This window comes from Trinickia diaoshuihuensis (assembly GCF_003390925.1).
Lineage (GTDB): Bacteria > Pseudomonadota > Gammaproteobacteria > Burkholderiales > Burkholderiaceae > Trinickia > Trinickia diaoshuihuensis.
Genome location: NZ_QUBS01000078.1, coordinates 56,725 through 76,183, shown reverse-complemented (window position 1 = coordinate 76,183; position 19,459 = coordinate 56,725). Strand labels below are relative to the sequence as shown.

Annotated in this window: 15 protein-coding genes and 1 riboswitch; of the genes, 12 read left to right on the top strand and 3 right to left on the bottom strand. The window is 64.9% G+C overall.

From position 1 onward, the window contains the following. Window positions 1-40 precede the first annotated feature (40 nt). The 4 genes from ugpA to ugpQ are packed head-to-tail and all read left to right on the top strand — an operon-like array spanning window position 41 to window position 3,712. Complete coding sequence (ugpA, locus tag DXT59_RS16905) at window positions 41-925, top strand: sn-glycerol-3-phosphate ABC transporter permease UgpA (RefSeq protein ID WP_116138035.1); 885 nt, start codon at window positions 41-43, stop codon at window positions 923-925. Then, window positions 922-1,767, top strand: a complete 846-nt coding sequence (gene ugpE / locus DXT59_RS16900; protein WP_116138034.1) for a sn-glycerol-3-phosphate ABC transporter permease UgpE — start codon at window positions 922-924, stop codon at window positions 1,765-1,767. Before ugpA ends, ugpE begins: the two co-directional genes overlap by 4 nt. Window positions 1,768-1,785: 18 nt before the next feature. Beyond that, window positions 1,786-2,871 carry a sn-glycerol-3-phosphate import ATP-binding protein UgpC gene (locus DXT59_RS16895; RefSeq protein ID WP_116138033.1) on the top strand — a complete coding sequence of 362 codons (1,086 nt, stop codon included), beginning with the start codon at window positions 1,786-1,788 and terminating at the stop codon, window positions 2,869-2,871. Window positions 2,872-2,917: 46 nt separating this feature from the next. Continuing rightward, entirely contained in the window at window positions 2,918-3,712 is a 795-nt protein-coding gene (ugpQ, locus tag DXT59_RS16890) for a glycerophosphodiester phosphodiesterase (RefSeq protein WP_116138032.1), read from the top strand. Between the two features lie 81 nt (window positions 3,713-3,793). Here ugpQ and DXT59_RS16885 read toward each other — a convergent pair whose 3' ends face one another. Next, window positions 3,794-4,171, bottom strand: a complete 378-nt coding sequence (locus tag DXT59_RS16885; protein ID WP_116138031.1) for an ElaB/YgaM/YqjD family protein — start codon at window positions 4,169-4,171, stop codon at window positions 3,794-3,796. Window positions 4,172-4,517: 346 nt separating this feature from the next. Beyond that, on the bottom strand, window positions 4,518-5,240 hold the full coding sequence (locus tag DXT59_RS16880; protein ID WP_116138030.1) for an OmpW/AlkL family protein: 723 nt from the start codon (window positions 5,238-5,240) through the stop codon (window positions 4,518-4,520). Window positions 5,241-5,428: 188 nt separating this feature from the next. On the opposite strand from DXT59_RS16880, the gene DXT59_RS16875 reads away from it, so the two are divergent. The 4 genes from DXT59_RS16875 (at window position 5,429) to thpR (ending at window position 13,500) form a co-directional block, all read left to right on the top strand. Then, complete coding sequence (locus DXT59_RS16875) at window positions 5,429-6,154, top strand: transposase (RefSeq protein ID WP_116138029.1); 726 nt, start codon at window positions 5,429-5,431, stop codon at window positions 6,152-6,154. Window positions 6,155-6,563: 409 nt separating this feature from the next. Continuing rightward, entirely contained in the window at window positions 6,564-11,264 is a 4,701-nt protein-coding gene (locus DXT59_RS16865) for a glutamate synthase-related protein (RefSeq protein WP_116138027.1), read from the top strand. Between the two features lie 155 nt (window positions 11,265-11,419). Next, a complete protein-coding gene (locus tag DXT59_RS16860) occupies window positions 11,420-12,886 on the top strand; it encodes a glutamate synthase subunit beta (protein WP_116138026.1) in 1,467 nt (488 codons plus the stop codon). A 5-nt stretch (window positions 12,887-12,891) separates the two neighbouring features. After that, a complete protein-coding gene (gene thpR / locus DXT59_RS16855; protein WP_116138025.1) occupies window positions 12,892-13,500 on the top strand; it encodes an RNA 2',3'-cyclic phosphodiesterase in 609 nt (202 codons plus the stop codon). A gap of 24 nt (window positions 13,501-13,524) precedes the next feature. Here the strand turns inward: thpR and DXT59_RS16850 are convergent, their stop codons facing one another. Continuing rightward, the gene (locus DXT59_RS16850) at window positions 13,525-15,288 is read right to left on the bottom strand and encodes an ABC transporter ATP-binding protein/permease (RefSeq protein WP_116138024.1); all 1,764 of its coding nucleotides are present in this window, start codon (window positions 15,286-15,288) and stop codon (window positions 13,525-13,527) included. Window positions 15,289-15,602: 314 nt separating this feature from the next. Next, a riboswitch (TPP riboswitch) is annotated at window positions 15,603-15,735 on the top strand. 136 nt (window positions 15,736-15,871) lie between these two features. Here DXT59_RS16850 and DXT59_RS16845 point away from each other — a divergent pair. The 4 genes from DXT59_RS16845 (at window position 15,872) to thiE (ending at window position 19,341) form a co-directional block, all read left to right on the top strand. Beyond that, window positions 15,872-17,044 (top strand): FAD-dependent oxidoreductase, encoded by a 1,173-nt coding sequence (locus tag DXT59_RS16845; protein WP_116138070.1) that lies wholly within the window; start codon window positions 15,872-15,874, stop codon window positions 17,042-17,044. 60 nt (window positions 17,045-17,104) lie between these two features. Then, window positions 17,105-17,302 carry a sulfur carrier protein ThiS gene (gene thiS, locus DXT59_RS16840; protein WP_116138023.1) on the top strand — a complete coding sequence of 66 codons (198 nt, stop codon included), beginning with the start codon at window positions 17,105-17,107 and terminating at the stop codon, window positions 17,300-17,302. 82 nt (window positions 17,303-17,384) lie between these two features. Further along, window positions 17,385-18,209: a thiazole synthase gene (locus DXT59_RS16835; RefSeq protein ID WP_116138069.1), complete on the top strand. Its 825-nt coding sequence runs from the start codon at window positions 17,385-17,387 to the stop codon at window positions 18,207-18,209. A 25-nt stretch (window positions 18,210-18,234) separates the two neighbouring features. Beyond that, on the top strand, window positions 18,235-19,341 hold the full coding sequence (gene thiE, locus DXT59_RS16830) for a thiamine phosphate synthase (protein WP_116138022.1): 1,107 nt from the start codon (window positions 18,235-18,237) through the stop codon (window positions 19,339-19,341). The last annotated feature ends 118 nt before the right edge of the window (window positions 19,342-19,459 follow it).

Sequence of the window (19,459 nt, the reverse complement as noted above, 5' to 3'; positions counted from 1 at the left end):
CCGCGGCATCGACTGATTCATCGTCCATCGGCCATCGTCCATGCAAGAACGTTCTCGTTTCGCCGCGAGCGCATTGCCCTATCTGCTGGTCGCGCCGCAACTCGCCATTACCGGCTTGTTCTTTCTCTGGCCCGCCGGGGTGGCGCTGTGGCAATCGACCCAAACGCAAGATGCGTTCGGTACTTCGAGCGAGTTCGTCGGTCTCGCGAACTTCGCTCATCTGTTCGCCGATCCGCTCTATCTCGATTCGTTCAAGACGACGCTCGTCTTTAGCGCGCTCGTCACGGTGTGCGGTCTCGTGATCGCCTTGCTGTTGGCGGCATGCGCGGACCGCGTGACCCGGGGCGCCAAACTCTACCGCACGCTGCTCATTTGGCCGTATGCGGTTGCTCCGGCCATCGCCGCGGTGCTCTGGGCATTCCTCTTCAATCCGAGCATCGGCATCGTGACCTATGCGCTCGCGAAAGGCGGGATCGTCTGGAACCACGCGTTGAACGGCACCCAGGCGATGGCGCTGGTCGTGCTCGCCTCGGTTTGGAAGCAGGTCAGCTACAACTTCTTGTTCTTCTACGCCGGATTGCAGGCGATTCCGCGTTCGCTGATCGAGGCCGCGGCGATCGACGGCGCAGGGCCCGCTCGGCGTTTCTTCGGTATCGCGTTGCCGCTGCTGTCGCCGACGACCTTTTTCTTGCTGGTCGTCAACGTCGTCTATGCGTTCTTCGACACGTTTCCCGTCATCGACGCGGCCACGGGCGGCGGGCCGGCGCAAGCCACGAAGACGTTGATCTACAAAATCTTCGCGGAAGGTTTTCAAGGTCTCGACATCGGAAGTTCGGGCGCGCAATCGGTCGTGCTGATGCTGATCGTCGTCGGTCTGACCGTCGTTCAATTCCGCTTCATCGAACGCAAGGTGCAATACACATGATCGAAAATCGCAGGGGCTTCGATCTCTTTTGCCACGCCGTGTTGATCGCCGGCGTGGCGCTCGTCGCGTTTCCCGTCTATGTCGCGTTTTGCGCGGCGACGATGAGCGAGCACGAGGTCTTCACCGTACCGCTCTCGCTCGTACCCAGTACGCATCTGCTCGAGAACGTCGCGGCCATCTGGTCGCACGGTTCGGGTAACGCGGCGAGTCCGTTCGGCCGCATGCTGCTCAATAGCCTGGTGATGGCGCTCGCGATTGCCATCGGCAAGATCGCGGTCTCGATCATCTCGGCCTACGCCATCGTCTTTTTCCGCTTCCCTTTGCGCAACACCGCGTTTTGGCTGATTTTCGTCACGCTGATGCTGCCCGTGGAAGTGCGGATCTTCCCGACCGTGCAAGTGGTCTCGTCGATGCATCTGACCAACACCTATGCGGGACTGACGCTGCCGTTGATCGCTTCCGCGACGGCGACATTCCTATTCCGCCAGTTTTTCATGACGCTTCCCGACGAACTCGTCGAAGCCGCGCGCATCGACGGCGCCGGCGCGCTGCGTTTTTTCTACGACATCGTGCTGCCGCTGTCGAAAACCAATGTCGCGGCGCTGTTCGTCATCACGTTCATTTACGGCTGGAATCAGTATCTGTGGCCGATCCTGATCACCAACGAACAGTCGCTCACGACCGCCGTCGTCGGTATCAAGACGATGATCGCGAGCGGAGACACGGCGACCGAGTGGCACCTCGTGATGGCCGCGACGCTGCTGGCGATGCTGCCGCCGCTCGTCGTCGTGCTGGCGATGCAGCGCTGGTTCGTGCGCGGGCTGGTCGACGCGGAAAAATAATCAAGGGGATCATCGAGCATGTCAGGCTTGACTTTGAAGGGCGTGCGCAAGACGTACGACGGCAAGCAATTCGTATTGCACGGCATCGACGTCGAGGTGGGCGACGGTGAGTTCGTGGTATTGGTCGGACCGTCGGGCTGCGGGAAGTCGACGTTGTTACGGATGGTGGCGGGGCTCGAAAGCGTGTCCGAAGGCGAGATTGCGATCGGTGGGCGCGTCGTCAATCGGCTCGAGCCGAAGGACCGAGATATCGCGATGGTGTTTCAGAACTACGCGCTCTATCCGCATATGAGCGTGAAGGAAAACATGTCGTACGGGCTGAAAATTCGCGGGATCGCTCGGGAGACGATCGAGGCGCGCGTCGCGGCGGCCGCGAAGATTCTCGAACTCGAGCCGCTGCTCGCGCGCCGCCCTCGCGAACTGTCGGGCGGCCAGCGTCAGCGCGTGGCGATGGGGCGCGCGATCGTGCGGGAGCCGTCGGTATTCTTGTTCGACGAGCCGCTCTCGAACCTCGACGCGAAACTGCGCGTTCAGATGCGCTTGGAGATTCAGCGGTTGCATGCGCGACTCGCGACGACGAGCTTGTACGTCACACACGATCAGATCGAGGCCATGACGCTGGCGCAACGCGTGATCGTCATGAATCGCGGGCATGCGGAGCAAATCGGCGCGCCGACCGAGGTCTACGAGCGGCCGGCCACGGTATTCGTTGCGAGTTTCATCGGTTCGCCGGCGATGAATCTGCTTTCCGGTACGCTGAGCGCGGACGGCGCAACGTTCGAGGTGGCGGGCGGCGGGCCGGCGCTGCCGATCGCGGGGGCGCCCGGCTTGGGGCGTGAGATTGCCGTCGGGCGAGAGTGGGTTCTCGGCATCCGTCCCGAGCATATGACGCCGCGAGCCGATTGCGCGCGCGCGCCGCTCACGGTCGAATCATGCGAACTGCTCGGCGCGGATAATCTGGTTCATGGCCGTTGGGGATCGCACGACGTCACCGTGCGGCTGCCTCACGCGGATCGGCCCGGCAGCGGGGAGGTCGTGCCGGCCGCGTTGCCGCTCGAACATCTGCATTTCTTCGACCCGGCCACCGGCAAACGCGCGTTTTGAACCAGCGGATACGAGCCCGGCGGTGCATTCGCCATTCGGAAAAGATATGACTTCAAGCACGAACCACCTCTCATCGGCTGCTCCTAGTGCGAGCTGGCCGTACCCGCGGATCGTCGCCCATCGCGGCGGCGGTTCGCTCGCGCCCGAGAATACGCTGGCCGCGATCGATGCCGGTGCGGCCCTTGGGCTTGAGATGATCGAGTTCGATGCGAAACTCTCGAGCGACGACGTCGTGTTCCTATTGCACGACGACACCGTCGAGCGCACGTCGAATGGACGCGGCGCGGCGGCGCGCATGGCCTACGCGGAACTGGCGACGCTCGATGCCGGCGGATGGTTCGACGCGCGGTTTCGCGGCGAGCCCATGCCGACGCTCGAGCGAGTGCATGAGCGATGCGTCGCGCACGGTTTGGCTGCCAATATCGAAATCAAACCGTGCGCGGGCCGCGAGCTAGCGACGGGCCGACGCGTGGCGCAAGAAGCCGCTCGGCTCTGGGCGAAGACGGACCCGGCGCGTTCGCCGCTGCCGCTGCTCTCATCGTTTTCGTTCGAGGCGCTGGCGGCCGCCCGCGATGCGCAGCCGGAATTGCCGCGGGGGCTCCTGTTCGGTGCCGTGCCGAAGGATTGGCGCGCGCAGACCGATGCGCTCGCTTGCCTATCGCTGCATGCGGATCACCGCCGGCTCGATGCGCGGCTGGTCGGCGAGATCAAGGCGGCCGGGCTGTTTATCCTGGCCTATACCGTCAACGATCCCGAGCGCGCGCGAACGCTTGCGCACTGGGGCGTCGATGCGATCTGCACCGATCGCATCGATTTGATCGGGGCGGACTTCCTCTCCTGAGCCGTGAGGGCCGAGCCCTGAGCCCAGCGATGCGCTCGCCGTCGTTCGAGCGGTTCGAGCGGCAAGCGAGCGCAACCGCGATCAGCGGCTACGCGCGAGCAGCCAGCCCGTCAGCAGCGCCACGCCGCCGACGACCGCTACCGTCTCCCAAGGGTTTTCTCGAATGTACCCTTGCGCGTCGCTAAGCGTCGCGGCCGCGCGATCGCGCAGCGTATCGCGGGCGCCGTCCAGGCGAGCCCGTGCCGCTTCGAGGCGCTTTTTCATTTGCTCGCGCAAAACGGCGGCGTCGGCCTGAGTGCCGTCGCCGAGCGTTTGCTCCAACTCCGAGAGCAGCTCGCGCATTTCGACGCCGATGTCCTCGGCTGCGTGGCGGCCGTGCCTTGCAATGCGGCGAGCGTGCCGGCCGGCACTATTCCACGATGTTTCGAGTGCGTCTCGCGTATTCGGTAGGGCGGTCATGGTCGCTCCGTCAGTGATTATTAACGGGATGAACGAACCCGCGAATCCGATGCGGGGAAGACCTACCGAGCCGCAACTTCGATGCCCGGGTGGGCAGCCGCATCGCGTGGGGTAACTTCCAAGTCTATGCGAGAGCAAGCAAGGATCAAGGCGGACGGAGAGACGAGCAGGGATGCGCTCGAAGGCGCGACGAAACGCAGGAAGAATCGACGAACGTACGCGGAAAGAATCGCCGCGAGAAACACCCGAAGAAACGGTAGGAGTGCGACTTACCGGTGGTTGAAATTACAACGCCGCCCCATCGGGGCGGCGTCGGATAGGCATGCGGCGATTTTCGGCCTAGGCTTTAGAAGGCGTAGCCGACCTTGGCGAACGTGACGATCGGGTTGAGCCTGATCTTTGCTTGGGATTGAACCGTCAAGCCGAACGGGCCGGCGTTCGTTGTTGTCAAGTTGGCAGTGACGCCGACCGGAATGTATGAAATCGACAAACCGGCGAACCAATGCTTATTGAACGAGTAGTTGAAACCCGCGTTGAAGACAGGCGCCCAGGAACGATCCGTCGAGACGGAGGTCGGACCATGCAACACGCCGGCTGCGAACGCGCCGTTCGTGATCTCCGCGTTCGTGAACCACACGCGCGTGACGCCGATACCGACGTACGGCCGGAATTTGTCCGTGGGGCTCAGGAAGTTCCACTTAAAGAGCAACGCAGGCGACCAAAGCTTCGCGCTGCCGAGCTTGCCGAACTGGGAAAGCTGGCCAGACCCGTCGATATCGAACTTCGGCGGGATCCCGAGTTCCAACTCCGTGGAGATGTGATCGGTCACGAAGTAGCCGATGCTCAAACCGATCGTGTCGGAGTTGTCGATTCTCGCGCCGGTGTTGGCTTGGTAGGCGTTGATGGGCGTGCCGCCGACGCTGAGTTCCTCGAGCGGGTCGCTACTGCTCTGAGGCGCGAAGTGGAACCACCCCGACGTCACGTAAAACGTCCCGGCCGTTTGGGCATGGGCTGCTTGTGCGCACACGAGCGCAACCGCGGCCCCTGTGATGGCCTGTTTTAATTTCATCTATGTGCTCCTCCATGAAAGGCCCGCCTATTATGAGTAGAAGGTTTGAAACAAACCAAGCGCGCATGCTAGAGCATTCTCCCTAAGCTGCGCCTGGGTTCACGAAAAGCCGCGCGCGTCTTTGCAAACGCTTGCCGAGCGCCGCATCGCCCTTGGGGTAATTACCAACGTACTAAACGGAATCCAGCATGGCACGGCTCGCACGTCTTTACGTTCCGAAACAGCCGCAGCACGTCATCCTGCGCGGACTCGATCAGCAGCCCGCCTTCGTCGACGAGCAGGATTACGAGCTTTTCGTCGATTGCTTGAAAGCCGCCTCGCGCGATCATCACCTCGACATCCACGCTTATGTCCTCATGCCCGGCGCGGTGCAACTGCTCGTCACGCCCAGCGACGAGACGAGCTTGCCGAAGGCGATGCAGGCGGTGGGCAGGCGCTACGTCGCGCACTTCAATCGCCGCTATGCCCGGCGCGGCACGCTCTGGGAAGGGCGCTACCGCGCAACGGTCATCGAGGGCGAGCGCTACTTTTTGCTCGCGAGCCGCGTCATCGAGTTGTGTCCGGTGCGGGCGCAGCTCGTCGGCGTTCCCGAGGACTACCGATGGTCGAGCTATCGGCACCATATCGGGCTAACCGTCGATAGCCTCGTGACCGACCATCCGCTCTATTGGTCGCTCGGCAACACGCCGTTCGAGCGTCAGCGCGCTTACAAGGAGCTGTGCGAGCAGCCCCTCGACGAACGCGAAGCCAACGAGCTGCAGCAAGCCACGCTCAAAGGCTGGGTGCTCGGGGGCGACTCGTACCGCGAGTGGGCGGCTCGGGCTGCCAACCGGCGCGTGTCGCCTTTGCCGCGCGGACGGCCTAAGAAGGTGCGGGAGACGCCGCAGACGCCCCAAACGCCGCAGCAACAGTAGCCGCGGCGCCCGGCGGATGCTCGCCGGACGACGTCTTCCTGCGGCGAGCGCGCTGTTCGCGGCGACGAATACCATGTCGAAACGGCCGCGTCGAAAACGGCACCCAAGGGTGTCGTTTTTGTTTGCCCCATTATGATGCGGCCCCAATAAATAGGCACCAACTCGATGCAGCTATTTTAATGGTGTCAGATCATCATGTTTTGTTTGCTATTTGATTGATTCGTCGCGTATATTCCGATTTCGGCGAGTGTCGGTGCCATAAGCACGGCCCGCCACGCGGCGCCTCCCCACCCCCGGTCATCCGCGACAAGTGCCCGTGTTTCGCCCCGGCCATCGCCGGCGGGCGGCGAACGCGAAGCGCGCATCCCCAGCGAACGGCCGCTATGGCCTCTGATAGACGGTGTCCCCCATGAACGACCAACAACCGATCCACTCGGTACCCGCCGCCCAAGGTCTGTACGACCCGAGCAACGAGCACGACGCCTGCGGCGTCGGTTTCGTCGCGCATATAAAGGGCCAGAAGAGCCATGACATCGTTCAGCAAGGCTTGAAGATTCTGGAGAACCTCGATCACCGGGGCGCCGTCGGCGCCGACCCGCTGATGGGCGACGGCGCGGGTATCCTGATTCAGATTCCGGATGCGTTCTATCGCGAGGAAATGGCGCGCCAAGGGGTGACGCTGCCGCCGGCCGGCGAGTACGGCGTGGGGATGATTTTCTTGCCGAAGGAACATGCGTCGCGCCTGGCCTGCGAGCAGGAACTGGAGCGCACGGTGAAGGCGGAAGGGCAAGTGGTGCTCGGCTGGCGCGACGTGCCGGTCGATCACGCCATGCCGATCTCCCCGGCAGTAAAGGCGACCGAGCCCGTGATCCGCCAGATCTTCATCGGCCGCGGGCGCGACATCATGGTGACCGATGCGCTCGAGCGCAAGCTGTACGTCATCCGCAAGACTGCGAGCCACCGTATCCAGGCCCTCAAGCTCAAGCACGGCAAGGAGTACTTCGTGCCGTCGATGTCGGCGCGCACGGTGGTCTACAAGGGCCTGCTCTTGGCCGGGCAAGTCGGCGTGTACTACCGCGATCTGCAAGACGAGCGCGTCGTGTCGGCGCTCGCGCTCGTGCACCAGCGTTTCTCCACGAACACGTTCCCGGCCTGGGAACTCGCGCACCCATACCGGATGATCGCCCACAATGGCGAAATCAACACGGTGAAGGGCAACGTCAACTGGCTCAACGCGCGTACCGGCGCGATCGCGAGCGCCGTGTTGGGCGAGGACCTGCCCAAGCTATGGCCGCTGATCTACCCGGGCCAGTCCGATACCGCTTCGTTCGACAACTGCCTCGAGTTGCTCGTCATGGCGGGCTACCCGCTCGTGCACGCGGTCATGATGATGATTCCCGAAGCGTGGGAGCAGCACACGCTGATGGACGAGAACCGTCGCGCGTTCTACGAATACCATGCCGCGATGATGGAGCCGTGGGACGGTCCCGCCGCGATCGCATTCACCGACGGCCGTCAGATCGGCGCGACGCTCGACCGCAACGGGCTGCGTCCGGCGCGTTACATCATCACCGACGACGATCTCGTCATCATGGCCTCGGAAGCCGGCGTGCTGCCGATTCCCGAATCGAAGATCGTCAAGAAGTGGCGCCTGCAGCCGGGCAAGATGTTCCTCATCGATATGGAGCACGGCCGCATCATCGGCGACAAGGAACTCAAGGACAACCTCGCCAACGCCAAGCCCTACAAGAGCTGGATCGACGCGGTCCGGATCAAGCTCGACGAAATCGAGCCGAACCCGCAGGACGTCGCGACCGAGCGGCGCGAGGCGGCGGCGCTGCTCGATCGCCAGCAAGCGTTCGGCTATACGCAAGAAGACCTGAAGTTCTTGATGGCGCCGATGGCGCTGCAAGGCGAGGAAGCGATCGGCTCGATGGGCAACGATTCGCCGCTCGCCGTCATGTCGAACAAGAACAAGACGCTCTATCACTACTTCAAGCAACTGTTCGCCCAGGTCACGAACCCGCCGATCGATCCGATCCGCGAGAACATGGTGATGTCGCTCGTCTCGTTCGTCGGCCCGAAGCCGAACCTGCTCGATACGAACAACATCAATCCGCCGATGCGGCTCGAAGTTTCGCAGCCGGTGCTCGATTTCAAGGACATCGCCAAGATCCGCGCCATCGATCAATACACGGGCGGCAAGTTCAGTTCGTACGAGTTGAACATCTGCTATCCCGTTGCTTGGGGCAAGGAAGGGATCGAGGCGCGGCTCGCCTCGCTGTGCGCGGAAGCCGTGGATGCGGTCAAGTCCGGCTACAACATGCTGATCGTGTCCGACCGCCGCACCGATCGCGACAACGTCGCCATTCCGGCGCTGCTCGCGACGGCGGCGATCCACACGCATCTCGTTTCGCAAGGTTTGCGCACGAGCACGGGTCTCGTCGTCGAGACCGGCTCGGCGCGCGAAGTGCACCATTTCGCGCTCTTGGCCGGCTATGGCGCGGAGGCCGTCCATCCGTATCTCGCGATGGAAACGCTGGCCCAGATGGCGCAGGGCCTGAAGGGCGACCTCTCGCCCGAGAAGGCCGTCTACAACTTCACGAAGGCGGTCGGCAAGGGCTTGCAAAAGGTGATGTCCAAGATGGGCATCTCGACCTATATGTCTTACACGGGCGCGCAGATTTTCGAGGCCGTCGGCCTGGCGGGGGACTTGGTCGAGAAGTACTTCAAGGGCACGGCGTCGAAGGTGGGCGGCATTGGTCTGTTCGATGTGGCCGAGGAAGCGATTCGCTTGCACCGCGAAGCGTTCGGCGATAACCCGGTTCTGGCGAACATGCTCGACGCGGGCGGCGAGTACGCTTACCGCGTGCGCGGCGAAGACCACATGTGGACGCCCGACGCGATCGCCAAGCTCCAGCATTCGACGCGCAGCAACTCGTACCAGACGTACAAGGAATACGCGCATCTGATCAACGATCAGACACGCCGCCATATGACGTTCCGCGGTTTGTTCGAGTTCAAGGTCGAACCGACGAAGGCCATCCCGCTGGACGAAGTCGAGCCGGCCAAGGAAATCGTTAAGCGCTTCGCGACGGGGGCGATGTCGCTCGGCTCGATCAGCACCGAGGCGCATGCCACGCTGGCCATCGCGATGAACCGGATCGGCGGCAAGTCGAACACGGGCGAAGGCGGCGAGGACGACTCGCGCTACCGCAACGAGTTGCGCGGCATCCCGATCAAGAACGGCGATACGCTCGCCTCCGTCATCGGCAGCGAAATCGTGCGCGATATTCCGCTCAAGGACGGCGATTCGCTGCGCTCGAAGATCAAGCAGGTCGCATCGGGCCGCTTCGGCGTGACGGCCGAGTATCTGGCGTCGGCCGATCAGATCCAGATCAAGATGGCGCAAGGCGCGAAGCCCGGCGAAGGCGGTCAACTGCCTGGCCATAAGGTGTCCGAGTACATCGGCAAGCTGCGTTATTCGGTGCCCGGCGTGGGCCTCATTTCGCCGCCGCCGCACCACGACATCTATTCGATCGAGGACTTGGCGCAGCTCATCCACGATTTGAAGAACGTCAATCCGGCCGCGAGCATCTCGGTGAAGCTCGTGTCGGAGGTGGGCGTCGGCACGGTGGCGGCGGGTGTCGCGAAGGCCAAGGCGGATCACGTCGTGATCGCGGGTCATGACGGCGGCACCGGCGCTTCGCCGCTGTCGTCGGTCAAGCATGCCGGCACGCCGTGGGAACTCGGTCTGGCCGAAACCCAGCAAACGCTCGTGCTGAACCGCCTGCGCGGACGTATCCGCGTGCAAGCCGACGGTCAGATGAAGACGGGCCGGGACGTCGTGATCGGCGCGCTGCTTGGCGCCGACGAGTTCGGCTTCGCGACGGCACCGCTCGTCGTCGAAGGCTGCATCATGATGCGCAAGTGCCATCTGAATACGTGCCCGGTCGGCGTCGCCACGCAAGATCCGGTGCTGCGCGCGAAGTTCCAGGGCCAGCCCGAGCATGTGGTGAACTACTTCTTCTTCGTCGCCGAGGAAGTGCGCGAAATCATGGCGCAACTGGGCATTCGCAAGTTCGAGGATCTCATCGGCCGCTCCGAACTGCTCGATATGAAGAAGGGCGTCGAGCACTGGAAGGCCAAGGGCCTCGACTTCACGAACGTCTTCTATCAGCCGGCGGTGCCGAGCGAGGTCGCGCGCAAGCATGTCGAGGAGCAGGATCACGGTCTGGCCCGCGCGCTCGATCACACGCTGATCGAAAAGGCGCGTGCGGCGATCGAAAGCGGCGAGCACGTCTCGTTCATTCAGCCGGTGCGCAACGTCAATCGCAGCGTCGGCGCGATGCTCTCGGGCGTGATCGCGAAGAAGCACGGCCACGACGGCCTGCCCGACGACTCGATCCATATCCAGTTGAAGGGCACGGCGGGGCAAAGCTTCGGTGCGTTCCTCGCGCGCGGGGTCACGCTCGATCTCGTCGGCGACGGCAACGACTATGTCGGCAAGGGGCTCTCGGGCGGACGCATCATCATCCGTCCGACCAACGACTTCCGCGGCAAGTCGGAAGAAAACATCATCTGCGGCAACACGGTGATGTACGGGGCGCTCGAAGGCGAGGCGTACCTGCGCGGCGTGGCCGGAGAGCGTTTCTGCGTGCGTAACTCGGGGGCGAGCGCCGTCGTCGAGGGCACGGGCGATCATGGCTGCGAGTACATGACGGGCGGCACGGTCGTGGTGCTCGGCGAGACGGGCCGCAACTTCGCCGCGGGGATGTCGGGCGGCGTGGCTTTCGTCTATGACGCCGATGGCTCGTTCGCGAGCAAGTGCAACAAGGCGATGGTTGCGCTGGAGCCGGTTCTGCAACAGGCCGAGCAAGAGCGCACGGTCGATCGCGGGCTGTGGCACGCGGGCGAGACCGACGAAGCGTTGCTCAAGGGCCTCATCGAGCGGCACTTCCAGTTCACCGGTTCGCCGCGCGCGAAGGCGCTGCTCGAGAACTGGGACGCGTCGCGCCGGCAGTTCGTGAAGGTCTTCCCGACCGAATACAAGCGTGCGCTCGGCGAATTGGCCGCGAAAAAGGCGGCCAAGGAGGCGATGGCCGCGTAAGCGACCGACGCAATCGACGCGGGCGCGAAGCGCGCCCGTTAAAAGACCCGAGCGGCCGGCGGAAACGGCTGCGCGCCTCGATGCCGAATCGAGCCGAGCGCGTGGCCTTCGCCGGCCCACCCCGATACCGACGATTTTGGAAAGAAGAGCACCCTATGGGCAAGGCAACCGGTTTTCTCGAGTTTGAGCGCCGCCACGAGCATTACGAAGCCCCGCTTGCGCGCGTGAAGCACTACAAGGAGTTCGTCCTCGCGCTCTCCGACGACGACGCGAAAGTGCAAGGCGCGCGTTGCATGGACTGCGGCATCCCGTTTTGCAACAACGGCTGCCCCGTCAACAACATCATTCCCGATTTCAACGACCTCGTTTATCACCAAGATTGGCAGCATGCGATCGAGGTCCTGCATTCGACGAACAACTTCCCCGAGTTCACGGGCCGCATCTGCCCCGCGCCGTGCGAGGCCGCTTGCACGCTAGGCATCAACGCGGAGCCGGTCGGCATCAAGTCGATCGAGCACGCGATCATCGACAAGGCCTGGAGCCAAGGGTGGGTCGCGCCTCAGCCGCCCAAGAAGAAGACGGGCAAGAAGGTCGCCGTCGTCGGCTCCGGCCCCGCCGGGCTCGCAGCCGCCCAGCAACTCGCACGCGCGGGCCATGAGGTGTCCGTCTTCGAGAAGAACGATCGCATCGGCGGGCTGCTGCGCTACGGCATCCCCGATTTCAAGCTCGAGAAATGGCTCATCGACCGGCGCATGCGCCAGATGGAAGCCGAGGGCGTGACGTTCCGCACGAACGTGTTCATCGGCCAAGAGCCGCTGGCGCCGCATATCGGCAATACGGCGAAGGAAACCATCACGCCGGAAACGCTGAAAGAGCAATTCGACGCGGTCGTGATCGCGGGCGGCGCGGAGACCCCGCGCGATCTCCCGGTCCCGGGCCGGGAGCTTGCCGGCGTGCATTACGCGATGGAGTTCTTGCCGCAGCAAAACAAGGTCAACGCGGGCGACAAGCTCGCCGATCAACTGCTCGCGAAAGGCAAGCACGTCATCGTGATCGGCGGTGGCGATACGGGCTCCGATTGCGTCGGCACCTCGAATCGGCACGGCGCGAAGAGCGTGACGCAGTTCGAACTCCTGCCGCAGCCGCCCGAGGAAGAAAACAAGCCGCTCGTCTGGCCGTACTGGCCGGTCAAGCTGCGCACGTCGTCCTCGCACGAGGAAGGCTGCAGCCGCGATTGGTCGGTAGCGACCAAGCGCTTCGAAGGCAAGAACGGCAAGGTCGAAAAGCTGATCGCCGCGCGCGTCGAATGGAAGGACGGCAAGATGCAGGAAGTGCCGGGTTCCGAGTTCGAGATGAAGGCCGACCTCGTGCTGCTTGCGATGGGCTTCACGCAACCGGCGGCACCGGTGCTCGACGCATTCCGCGTGGACAAGGATGCGCGCGGCAACGTGCGCGCATCGACGGAAGGCGAGCGCGCCTATTACACGTCCGTCGACAAGGTGTTCGCGGCGGGCGATATGCGCCGCGGCCAGTCGCTCGTCGTTTGGGCGATTCGCGAAGGCCGTCAATGCGCGCGCGCCGTCGATGCCTATCTGATGGGCAGCTCGGAGTTGCCGCGCTGATCGATATGGGGGAGCGGGGCGCCGTCGACGACGATTGGCATCGCTGCTTCATCGCGCTCGAGCCCGACGCGGCCACGCGCGATGCGCTCGCGGCATTGGCTGTCGGCCCGAGCGCCCGGCGCGTGCCGATCGATCAGTTGCATATGACGATGGCGTTCCTGGGGAGCGTCGCCCCCGAAAAGGGCGCCGCGCTCGCGCAGCGTTTGAGTTCCGTTGCGACCCCGCTCCCGCCGCAGCGCGCCGAGCGCAGCGAGTATTGGCCGAGCGCCGCGCGCCCGCGGCTCGTCGTGGTCCCGTTCGGCCCGGCGCACGGGCTGGCCGAAATCGAGGCGCGTATCCGCGCACTCTTAGCGGCGCTCGGTTTGCCCGTCGACACGCATCGTCCCTTCCGCCCTCACGTCACGCTTGCCCGCTTCGCTCGCTCGACCCATTTGGCCGGTCCTGCACGAGAAGCCGCCGCGGGCCGCGCTTTTCCCCAAACGAATTTGCCGCCCGGCGGCGCGATGCTCGAAGTCGTTCCGCGCTTCGAGGCGCTCACGCTCTATTCGAGCACGCTCGCCCGGCACGGGGCGCGCTATCGCTCACTCGCCTCCGTACCGGTGCCGCACGCTTGAGGGCTGCGCGCGTTCACGCCCGGTCTACGCCGCCGCCCGCTCGTCGGCCCGCGAGATGTCGAGGACGTGCTCGTGCATCGCGGCCAGCGATTCGCGGTGCGCGACGCTGACGAGCGCGGTGCCCGGCAGCCGGTCGGCCAACAAGCGATAGAGGTGCGATTCGTTTTCGGGATCGAGCGCGCTCGTCGCTTCGTCCAGGAACAGCAAATCGGGCTTGTGCAGCAGCACGCGCGCGGCGGCAAGGCGCTGCTGCTCGCCCGGCGACAGCACGCGCGTCCAATGCGCCGATTCGGACAGCCGTTGCACGTAGCCTTCTAGCCGGCATGCGCGCAGGACGTCGGCGCAGGCGTCGTCGGAGAAGCTGTCGGCCGGCGACGGATAGGCGAGCGCCGCCTTGAGCGTGCCGATCGGCAGGTAGCTTTGCTGCGGCACGAACATCGAGCGGGCGCCGACGGGCGCATCGATCGCGCCGTCGCCGAACGGCCAGAGGCCGGCGAACGCGCGCAGCAGCGTGCTCTTGCCCGCCCCCGACGCGCCGCGCACGAGCCAGCGCGAACCCGGTTTCACGGTGATGTCGGGAATCGCGGCGAGCGGGGTGCCGTTGGGCAACGCCAAGCGCAAGTCGCGCGTGGTGAGCGTCTGCGCATCGACATAGTGCAAATTGATGCCGCCGTGCTCCGTGGCGGGCGACACCGATTCGCGCAGATGCGTGCTATGGATGACGCGGCTGAATTCGCGCAGACGATTGACGGTGGCCCGCCATTCGACGAGCGACGAGTAATTGTTGATGAACCAGGAGAACGAGCCGCTGACGGTGCTGAAGGCATCCGATATCTGCATGAGCACGCCGAACGAGAAGGCCCCGGCGAAATAGCGCGGGGAAGCGACGAGCGTCGGGAAGATAATCGCGGCCTGCGAATAAAAGATCGACGCGAAATTCAGGCGGCGGGTGTACTTCATCACGCGCCACCAGTTGTCGCGAATCCGCCCGAACACGTTGAGCGCATTGCCCTCTTCGGTCCGCATGCCGTCATATAGCGCGATCTGCTCGGAGTTTTCGCGCAGACGGATGAGCCCGAAACGGAAGTCGGCCTCGACGCGCTGTTGCTGGTACGTGATCGAGACGAGCGGATGGCCGACCTTGTGAATGACATAGGAGCCGGCGATCGCGTAGATCGCGGCCGCCCACACCATGTAGCCGGGAATCGTCCAAGTCGTGCCGCTAAGCTGGAAGGTCAGCGGCCCCGCGATGCGCCAAAGAATAAGAATGAACGAGAACAGCGTGACGACCGTCGACAAGATGCCGAGGGAGAGCGAGAGCGTATTCGAGGCGAACGATTGCAGATCGTCGGTAATCCGCTGGTCGGGATTGTCGGCCAGCCGGTCGCGCTCGATCCGGTAAAAGGCGCGTTCGCCGAGCCACTCGCGCAGATAGCGGTTCGTCAGCCATTGGCGCCAGCGGAATTCGAGCATCTGGCGCAAATAGACGCGATAGACCGCTAGCGTAATGAATACGAACGCGACGACGGTGAACAGCATGATTTGGCGCCAGAACTGCGGAACGTCCTTGGATACGAGCGCATTGTTGAACGTCGCGGACCATTGATTGAACCAGACGTTGATCGCGACGATGATCAAGTTGATCGCGACGATCGACAGCAGCAGGCCCCACGCGGCTTTCCAGTCTTCCGACACCCAGTAAGGCTTGATAAGCCCCCAGGCCGTGGCCGAGACGGGGGTGGCTGAGGAGTTTTCGCGCTCGGGGACGGGAGTGAGGGACGCAGTCATATATGTTCCGAACGGTGTTTCCGAATCAGTTGCGCGGATTTGTTGCTCGGCCGCCCGAGCCGTGATGCCGGACGAGGCGCCGATGGCCGCGGATTGTTGCGCGAGCCTCTTAAAAGAGTCTTAACGGATGTGCGCAGCGGCGCCGGCGCAGACTCCGTGCCGAGCGGGCTTCGCATGCCGTGCCGGTCATTGTGCCAGAGCCCGCCTGCGCGCTCTGCCGTCGAATCCCGACGAGCGTAAAAAAGGGCGCGGTCGGGCCGCTGCGTCAGTGTGTCCGGTTTGCTGCGGCTTAGCCTTTTATGGTCTAATTGCCGACGACGAAACAGGGGTGCTTTGCGCGTTTCAGGTGGTGTGTACGGCAAGTTTGCCGTCCGTGCGCGAGGCTGAGAGAGACCCTTCGCACCCGATCCGGATAATACCGGCGCGGGAAGTTTCGGGAACGCTTTGCGTGGGACGTCCGCTCGCGGCCGTCCATCCCCGCCGGGCCGCGTCCGCTTTGCAGACCGCGCCGCTTGCCCGGCCGGCCCCACCGGCCGGTTTCGTCCTGATGTACGCGTTTTCGCCGTACGCAAAGGATGATCCGATGACCGCTCAATCTTCAGTCGTTTCGACGGGTGCGCTGCCCGACTTCGCCGTGCTCGGCGGCGGCCTGTGCGGCCGCCTCGTCGCATGGCGGCTGGCGGGCGCGGGCCACCGGGTGGCGCTCTACGAACGCGGCGACGCGGCCGGCTCGTCGTCGGCCGCCTGGGTCGCGGCGGCGATGCTCGCGCCGCTTGCCGAGGCGGCGGTCGCCGAACCGCTGATCGTCGAACTCGGTGCCGCTTCGCTCGAGGAGTGGCCTCGCATCATCGCGCAACTGCCCGAACCCGTCTTCTTTCAACGCAACGGCACGCTCGTGGTTTGGCACCACGGCGATCGGGCCGAGGCGTCGCTGTTCGAGCGGCGTGTGCGCGCCAATGCGCCGGCCGCGCTGCTCGCCGATGGCGGTCTTGCGCGCGTCGACGGCGCGGCGCTCGCCGCCGTCGAGCCCACGCTGGCCGGGCGTTTCGCGACCGGCTGGTTTATGCCGCGCGAAGGCCAGCTCGACAATCGCCAAGTTTTGCGCGCGCTGGCGGCAGGCCTTGCCGAACGCGGCGTCGCGACCCATTGGAACACGGTGGTCGAGGAGCACGCGCGGCCGCTCGCCCAGGTGACGATCGATTGCCGCGGGCTCGGCGCGAAGCCCGTGCTGCCCTCGCTGCGCGGCATTCGCGGCGAGGTGGCGCGCGTGAAGGCGCCCGGGATCGGGCTCACGCGTCCGGTGAGGCTGCTTCATCCGCGTTATCCGATCTACTTGGCGCCGAAAGAAGACGATGTCTACGTCGTGGGGGCGACGGAGATCGAGGGCGAGGATATGTCGCCCGTTAGCGTGCGTTCGGCGCTCGAATTATTGAGTGCGGCCTTTGCCGTGCACCCCGGCTTCGGCGAGGCGCGCATTTTGGAGCTCAATACGCAGTGCCGGCCGACGCTGCCCGATCATCGCCCCGCCATTTCGTGGGACGGCGGCCGGACGCTCACCGTCAATGGGTTGTACCGTCACGGATATATGATCGCGCCCGAAGTGTCGCGCGCCGCGGCGGATTTGGCCGGCGCGCTGCTTGCGGGGCGCATCGGCGATATCGACGCTTTCTGCGCGCAGCGCGAGACGTCGCCGTGGGCGCCGATGCTCCATTGCCCGGAGCCGCGCTTGCACCGAGCGCCGCCGGTCCGCGCATAAAGGCACGCTCATTCGGAACGCTGATTCGAATCGCTCAACGTATCAACCGTATTGCTGATCATGGACATACAAGTGAATCAAACGCCGCTGTCGGTGCCCGAGCGCTCGACGCTCGCCGACGCGCTGTCGCTCTTCGGCGCCCGTCCGCCGTTCGCGGTCGCGGTCAACGGCGAATTCGTCGCGCGCGGCCAACACGCGGTGCGCGCCTTGCAACCGGGCGACAAGATCGACGTCGTCCAGCCCGTTGCGGGCGGTTGAGCACCGCCGCCAGCCGGCGCAAGCCTTTGACCCGCTGCGCACCTTTCGCGTCGTTTCGCCTCCGGCCATTTCAGGACATCCGATGAACTCCGCCACCGACCCCGTCTCCCTTGCCGCCGATACGCTGACGCTGTATGGCACGCCTTTCTCGAGTCGCGTGCTGCTCGGTACGTCGCGCTATCCCTCGTTGCAGTCGCTGGCCGACTCGATCGACGCCGCGCGTCCCGGTATGGTGACCGTCGCTCTGCGCCGGCAGATGAATGCGCAAACGGCCGAGGCCGGCTTCTTCGATCTGCTCAAGGCGCGCTCCGTGCCGCTGTTGCCGAATACGGCTGGCTGCCAAAGCGTGGCCGAAGCCGTTACGACGGCGCATATGGCCCGCGAGGTTTTCGAAACCGATTGGATCAAGCTCGAACTGATCGGCGACGACTACACGCTGCAGCCCGATCCGATCGGTCTCATCGAGGCCGCGGAGCGGCTCGTCAAGGACGGATTCAAGGTGCTGCCGTACTGTACGGAGGACCTGGTCGTCGGGCGCAGGCTGCTCGATGCCGGTTGCGAGGCGTTGATGCCGTGGGGCGCGCCGATCGGCACCGGCAAGGGCGTCGTCAATCCGTACGGTTTGCGCGTTTTGCGCGAGCGGCTGCCCGACGTGCCGCTGATCGTCGATGCGGGCCTCGGCGTGCCGTCGCACGCATGCCAGGTGATGGAATGGGGATTCGACGGCGTGCTGCTGAATACGGCTGTTTCCCAAGCGACGCATCCGGCCGCGATGGCGCGGGCGTTTGCGCGGGCGGTCGAAGCCGGGCGCGAGGCCTATATGGCCGGCCCGATGGCCGAGCGCGACAGCGCGCAGGCGAGCACGCCCGTCGTCGGCATGCCGTTTTGGCATCAGGACGGGCAATGAACGCGGCGCGCGCGGGGCACCTGCCATGGAAACGCTGAAGCTGACCGATCGCGGCTGGTTCTGGCCGCCCGTCGACGAGCTGAGCGAGGCCGCGGAGCGTATTCGCGCGCGGCTCGGCGATTGGCCGCGCACGAGCCGGGCCTGGCGCATTTGCCTTGCCGCCCCCGAGGCGGCGGGGCCGAACGATTTGATCGTCGTGATCGGACGCGAGGTGCCGGACGGCGAAGTCGCGGCCTGGCGCGGGGATGGGGCGGCCGTGGTGCAAGCCAGTGCGGGCGGCGCGACGCTGATGGCGCCGGGCGGCGAGCGCTTTTCCCTCGAAGGGGCGCTCGCCGAGGATTGGCTCGCCGCCTTGGCGGCTTTTCTCGACTGCGGTTTCGATGCGCAAGATGCGCTCGTACTGGCGCTGGCGTGGCGCGACGGCGACGAGATGCGGAGCGAGGACGCGTGGCCCGTCGAGCTGTCGCGCTTTCCGCGTGTGGCGCAATTGCCCCCCGCGCCGGTGCTGGCTTTCCCGGCTTGCCCGCCGCGGCTCGGCCTCTATCCCGTCCTGCCGAGCGCGCAATGGGTCGAGCGCGTGCTCGCGATGGGCGTGAAGACGGTCCAATTGCGCGTGAAGGATGCGGATGCGCTCCCTAGCGGGTTGGAAGACGACATCGCGCGCGCCGTGGCCGCCGGGCGCCGATACGATGCCCGCGTGTTCATCAACGACCACTGGCGGGAGGCCGCGCAAGCGGGCGCGTACGGCGTGCATTTGGGGCAGGAAGACCTCGACACGGCCGACCTCGAAGCCATTGCGCGAGCGGGCATGCGCTTGGGCTTATCGACGCACGGCTATTACGAAATGCTGCGGGCGCTGCATTACCGGCCTAGCTACCTGGCGTTCGGCGCAGTGTTTCCGACAGGGACGAAAACCGTCGCGACCGCGCCGCAAGGCATCACGCGGCTGGCCCGCTATGTGCGGCTGCTCGATGGACACGTGCCGCTCGTGGCGATCGGCGGAATCGACGCCTCGCGGCTTGCGGCTGTGCTGGCCACGGGCGTGGGCAGCGCCGCGCTCGTGAGCGCGGTGACGGCGGCCGCGGACCCGGCCGCCGCCGTCGCGCGGTTACAACAGGCTTTCCAGGCATAGGACGGCCCCGCGCGGGCGGACAGGCGGGGCGGCCGCCCGCAACGCACCGTTGCGGGCCCGGCAATAGCGGTGTCAACACAGGGTAATCGCTGAGGCCCTATAATTCCGCTTCCGCGTA

Excerpts from the sequence above, each read along its gene's own strand:
- DXT59_RS16880 (WP_116138030.1), bottom strand. The coding sequence starts at position 5,240 with ATGAAATTAAAACAGGCCATCACAGGGGCCGCGGTTGCGCTCGTGTGC.
- DXT59_RS16875 (WP_116138029.1), top strand. The coding sequence starts at position 5,429 with ATGGCACGGCTCGCACGTCTTTACGTTCCGAAACAGCCGCAGCACGTC.
- DXT59_RS16835 (WP_116138069.1), top strand. The coding sequence starts at position 17,385 with ATGAACTCCGCCACCGACCCCGTCTCCCTTGCCGCCGATACGCTGACG.
- thpR (WP_116138025.1), top strand. The coding sequence starts at position 12,892 with ATGGGGGAGCGGGGCGCCGTCGACGACGATTGGCATCGCTGCTTCATC.
- DXT59_RS16850 (WP_116138024.1), bottom strand. The coding sequence starts at position 15,288 with ATGACTGCGTCCCTCACTCCCGTCCCCGAGCGCGAAAACTCCTCAGCC.
- thiS (WP_116138023.1), top strand. The coding sequence starts at position 17,105 with ATGGACATACAAGTGAATCAAACGCCGCTGTCGGTGCCCGAGCGCTCG.
- ugpA (WP_116138035.1), top strand. The coding sequence starts at position 41 with ATGCAAGAACGTTCTCGTTTCGCCGCGAGCGCATTGCCCTATCTGCTG.
- DXT59_RS16845 (WP_116138070.1), top strand. The coding sequence starts at position 15,872 with ATGACCGCTCAATCTTCAGTCGTTTCGACGGGTGCGCTGCCCGACTTC.
- thiE (WP_116138022.1), top strand. The coding sequence starts at position 18,235 with ATGGAAACGCTGAAGCTGACCGATCGCGGCTGGTTCTGGCCGCCCGTC.
- DXT59_RS16865 (WP_116138027.1), top strand. The coding sequence starts at position 6,564 with ATGAACGACCAACAACCGATCCACTCGGTACCCGCCGCCCAAGGTCTG.
- ugpQ (WP_116138032.1), top strand. The coding sequence starts at position 2,918 with ATGACTTCAAGCACGAACCACCTCTCATCGGCTGCTCCTAGTGCGAGC.
- DXT59_RS16860 (WP_116138026.1), top strand. The coding sequence starts at position 11,420 with ATGGGCAAGGCAACCGGTTTTCTCGAGTTTGAGCGCCGCCACGAGCAT.
- DXT59_RS16895 (WP_116138033.1), top strand. The coding sequence starts at position 1,786 with ATGTCAGGCTTGACTTTGAAGGGCGTGCGCAAGACGTACGACGGCAAG.
- DXT59_RS16885 (WP_116138031.1), bottom strand. The coding sequence starts at position 4,171 with ATGACCGCCCTACCGAATACGCGAGACGCACTCGAAACATCGTGGAAT.
- ugpE (WP_116138034.1), top strand. The coding sequence starts at position 922 with ATGATCGAAAATCGCAGGGGCTTCGATCTCTTTTGCCACGCCGTGTTG.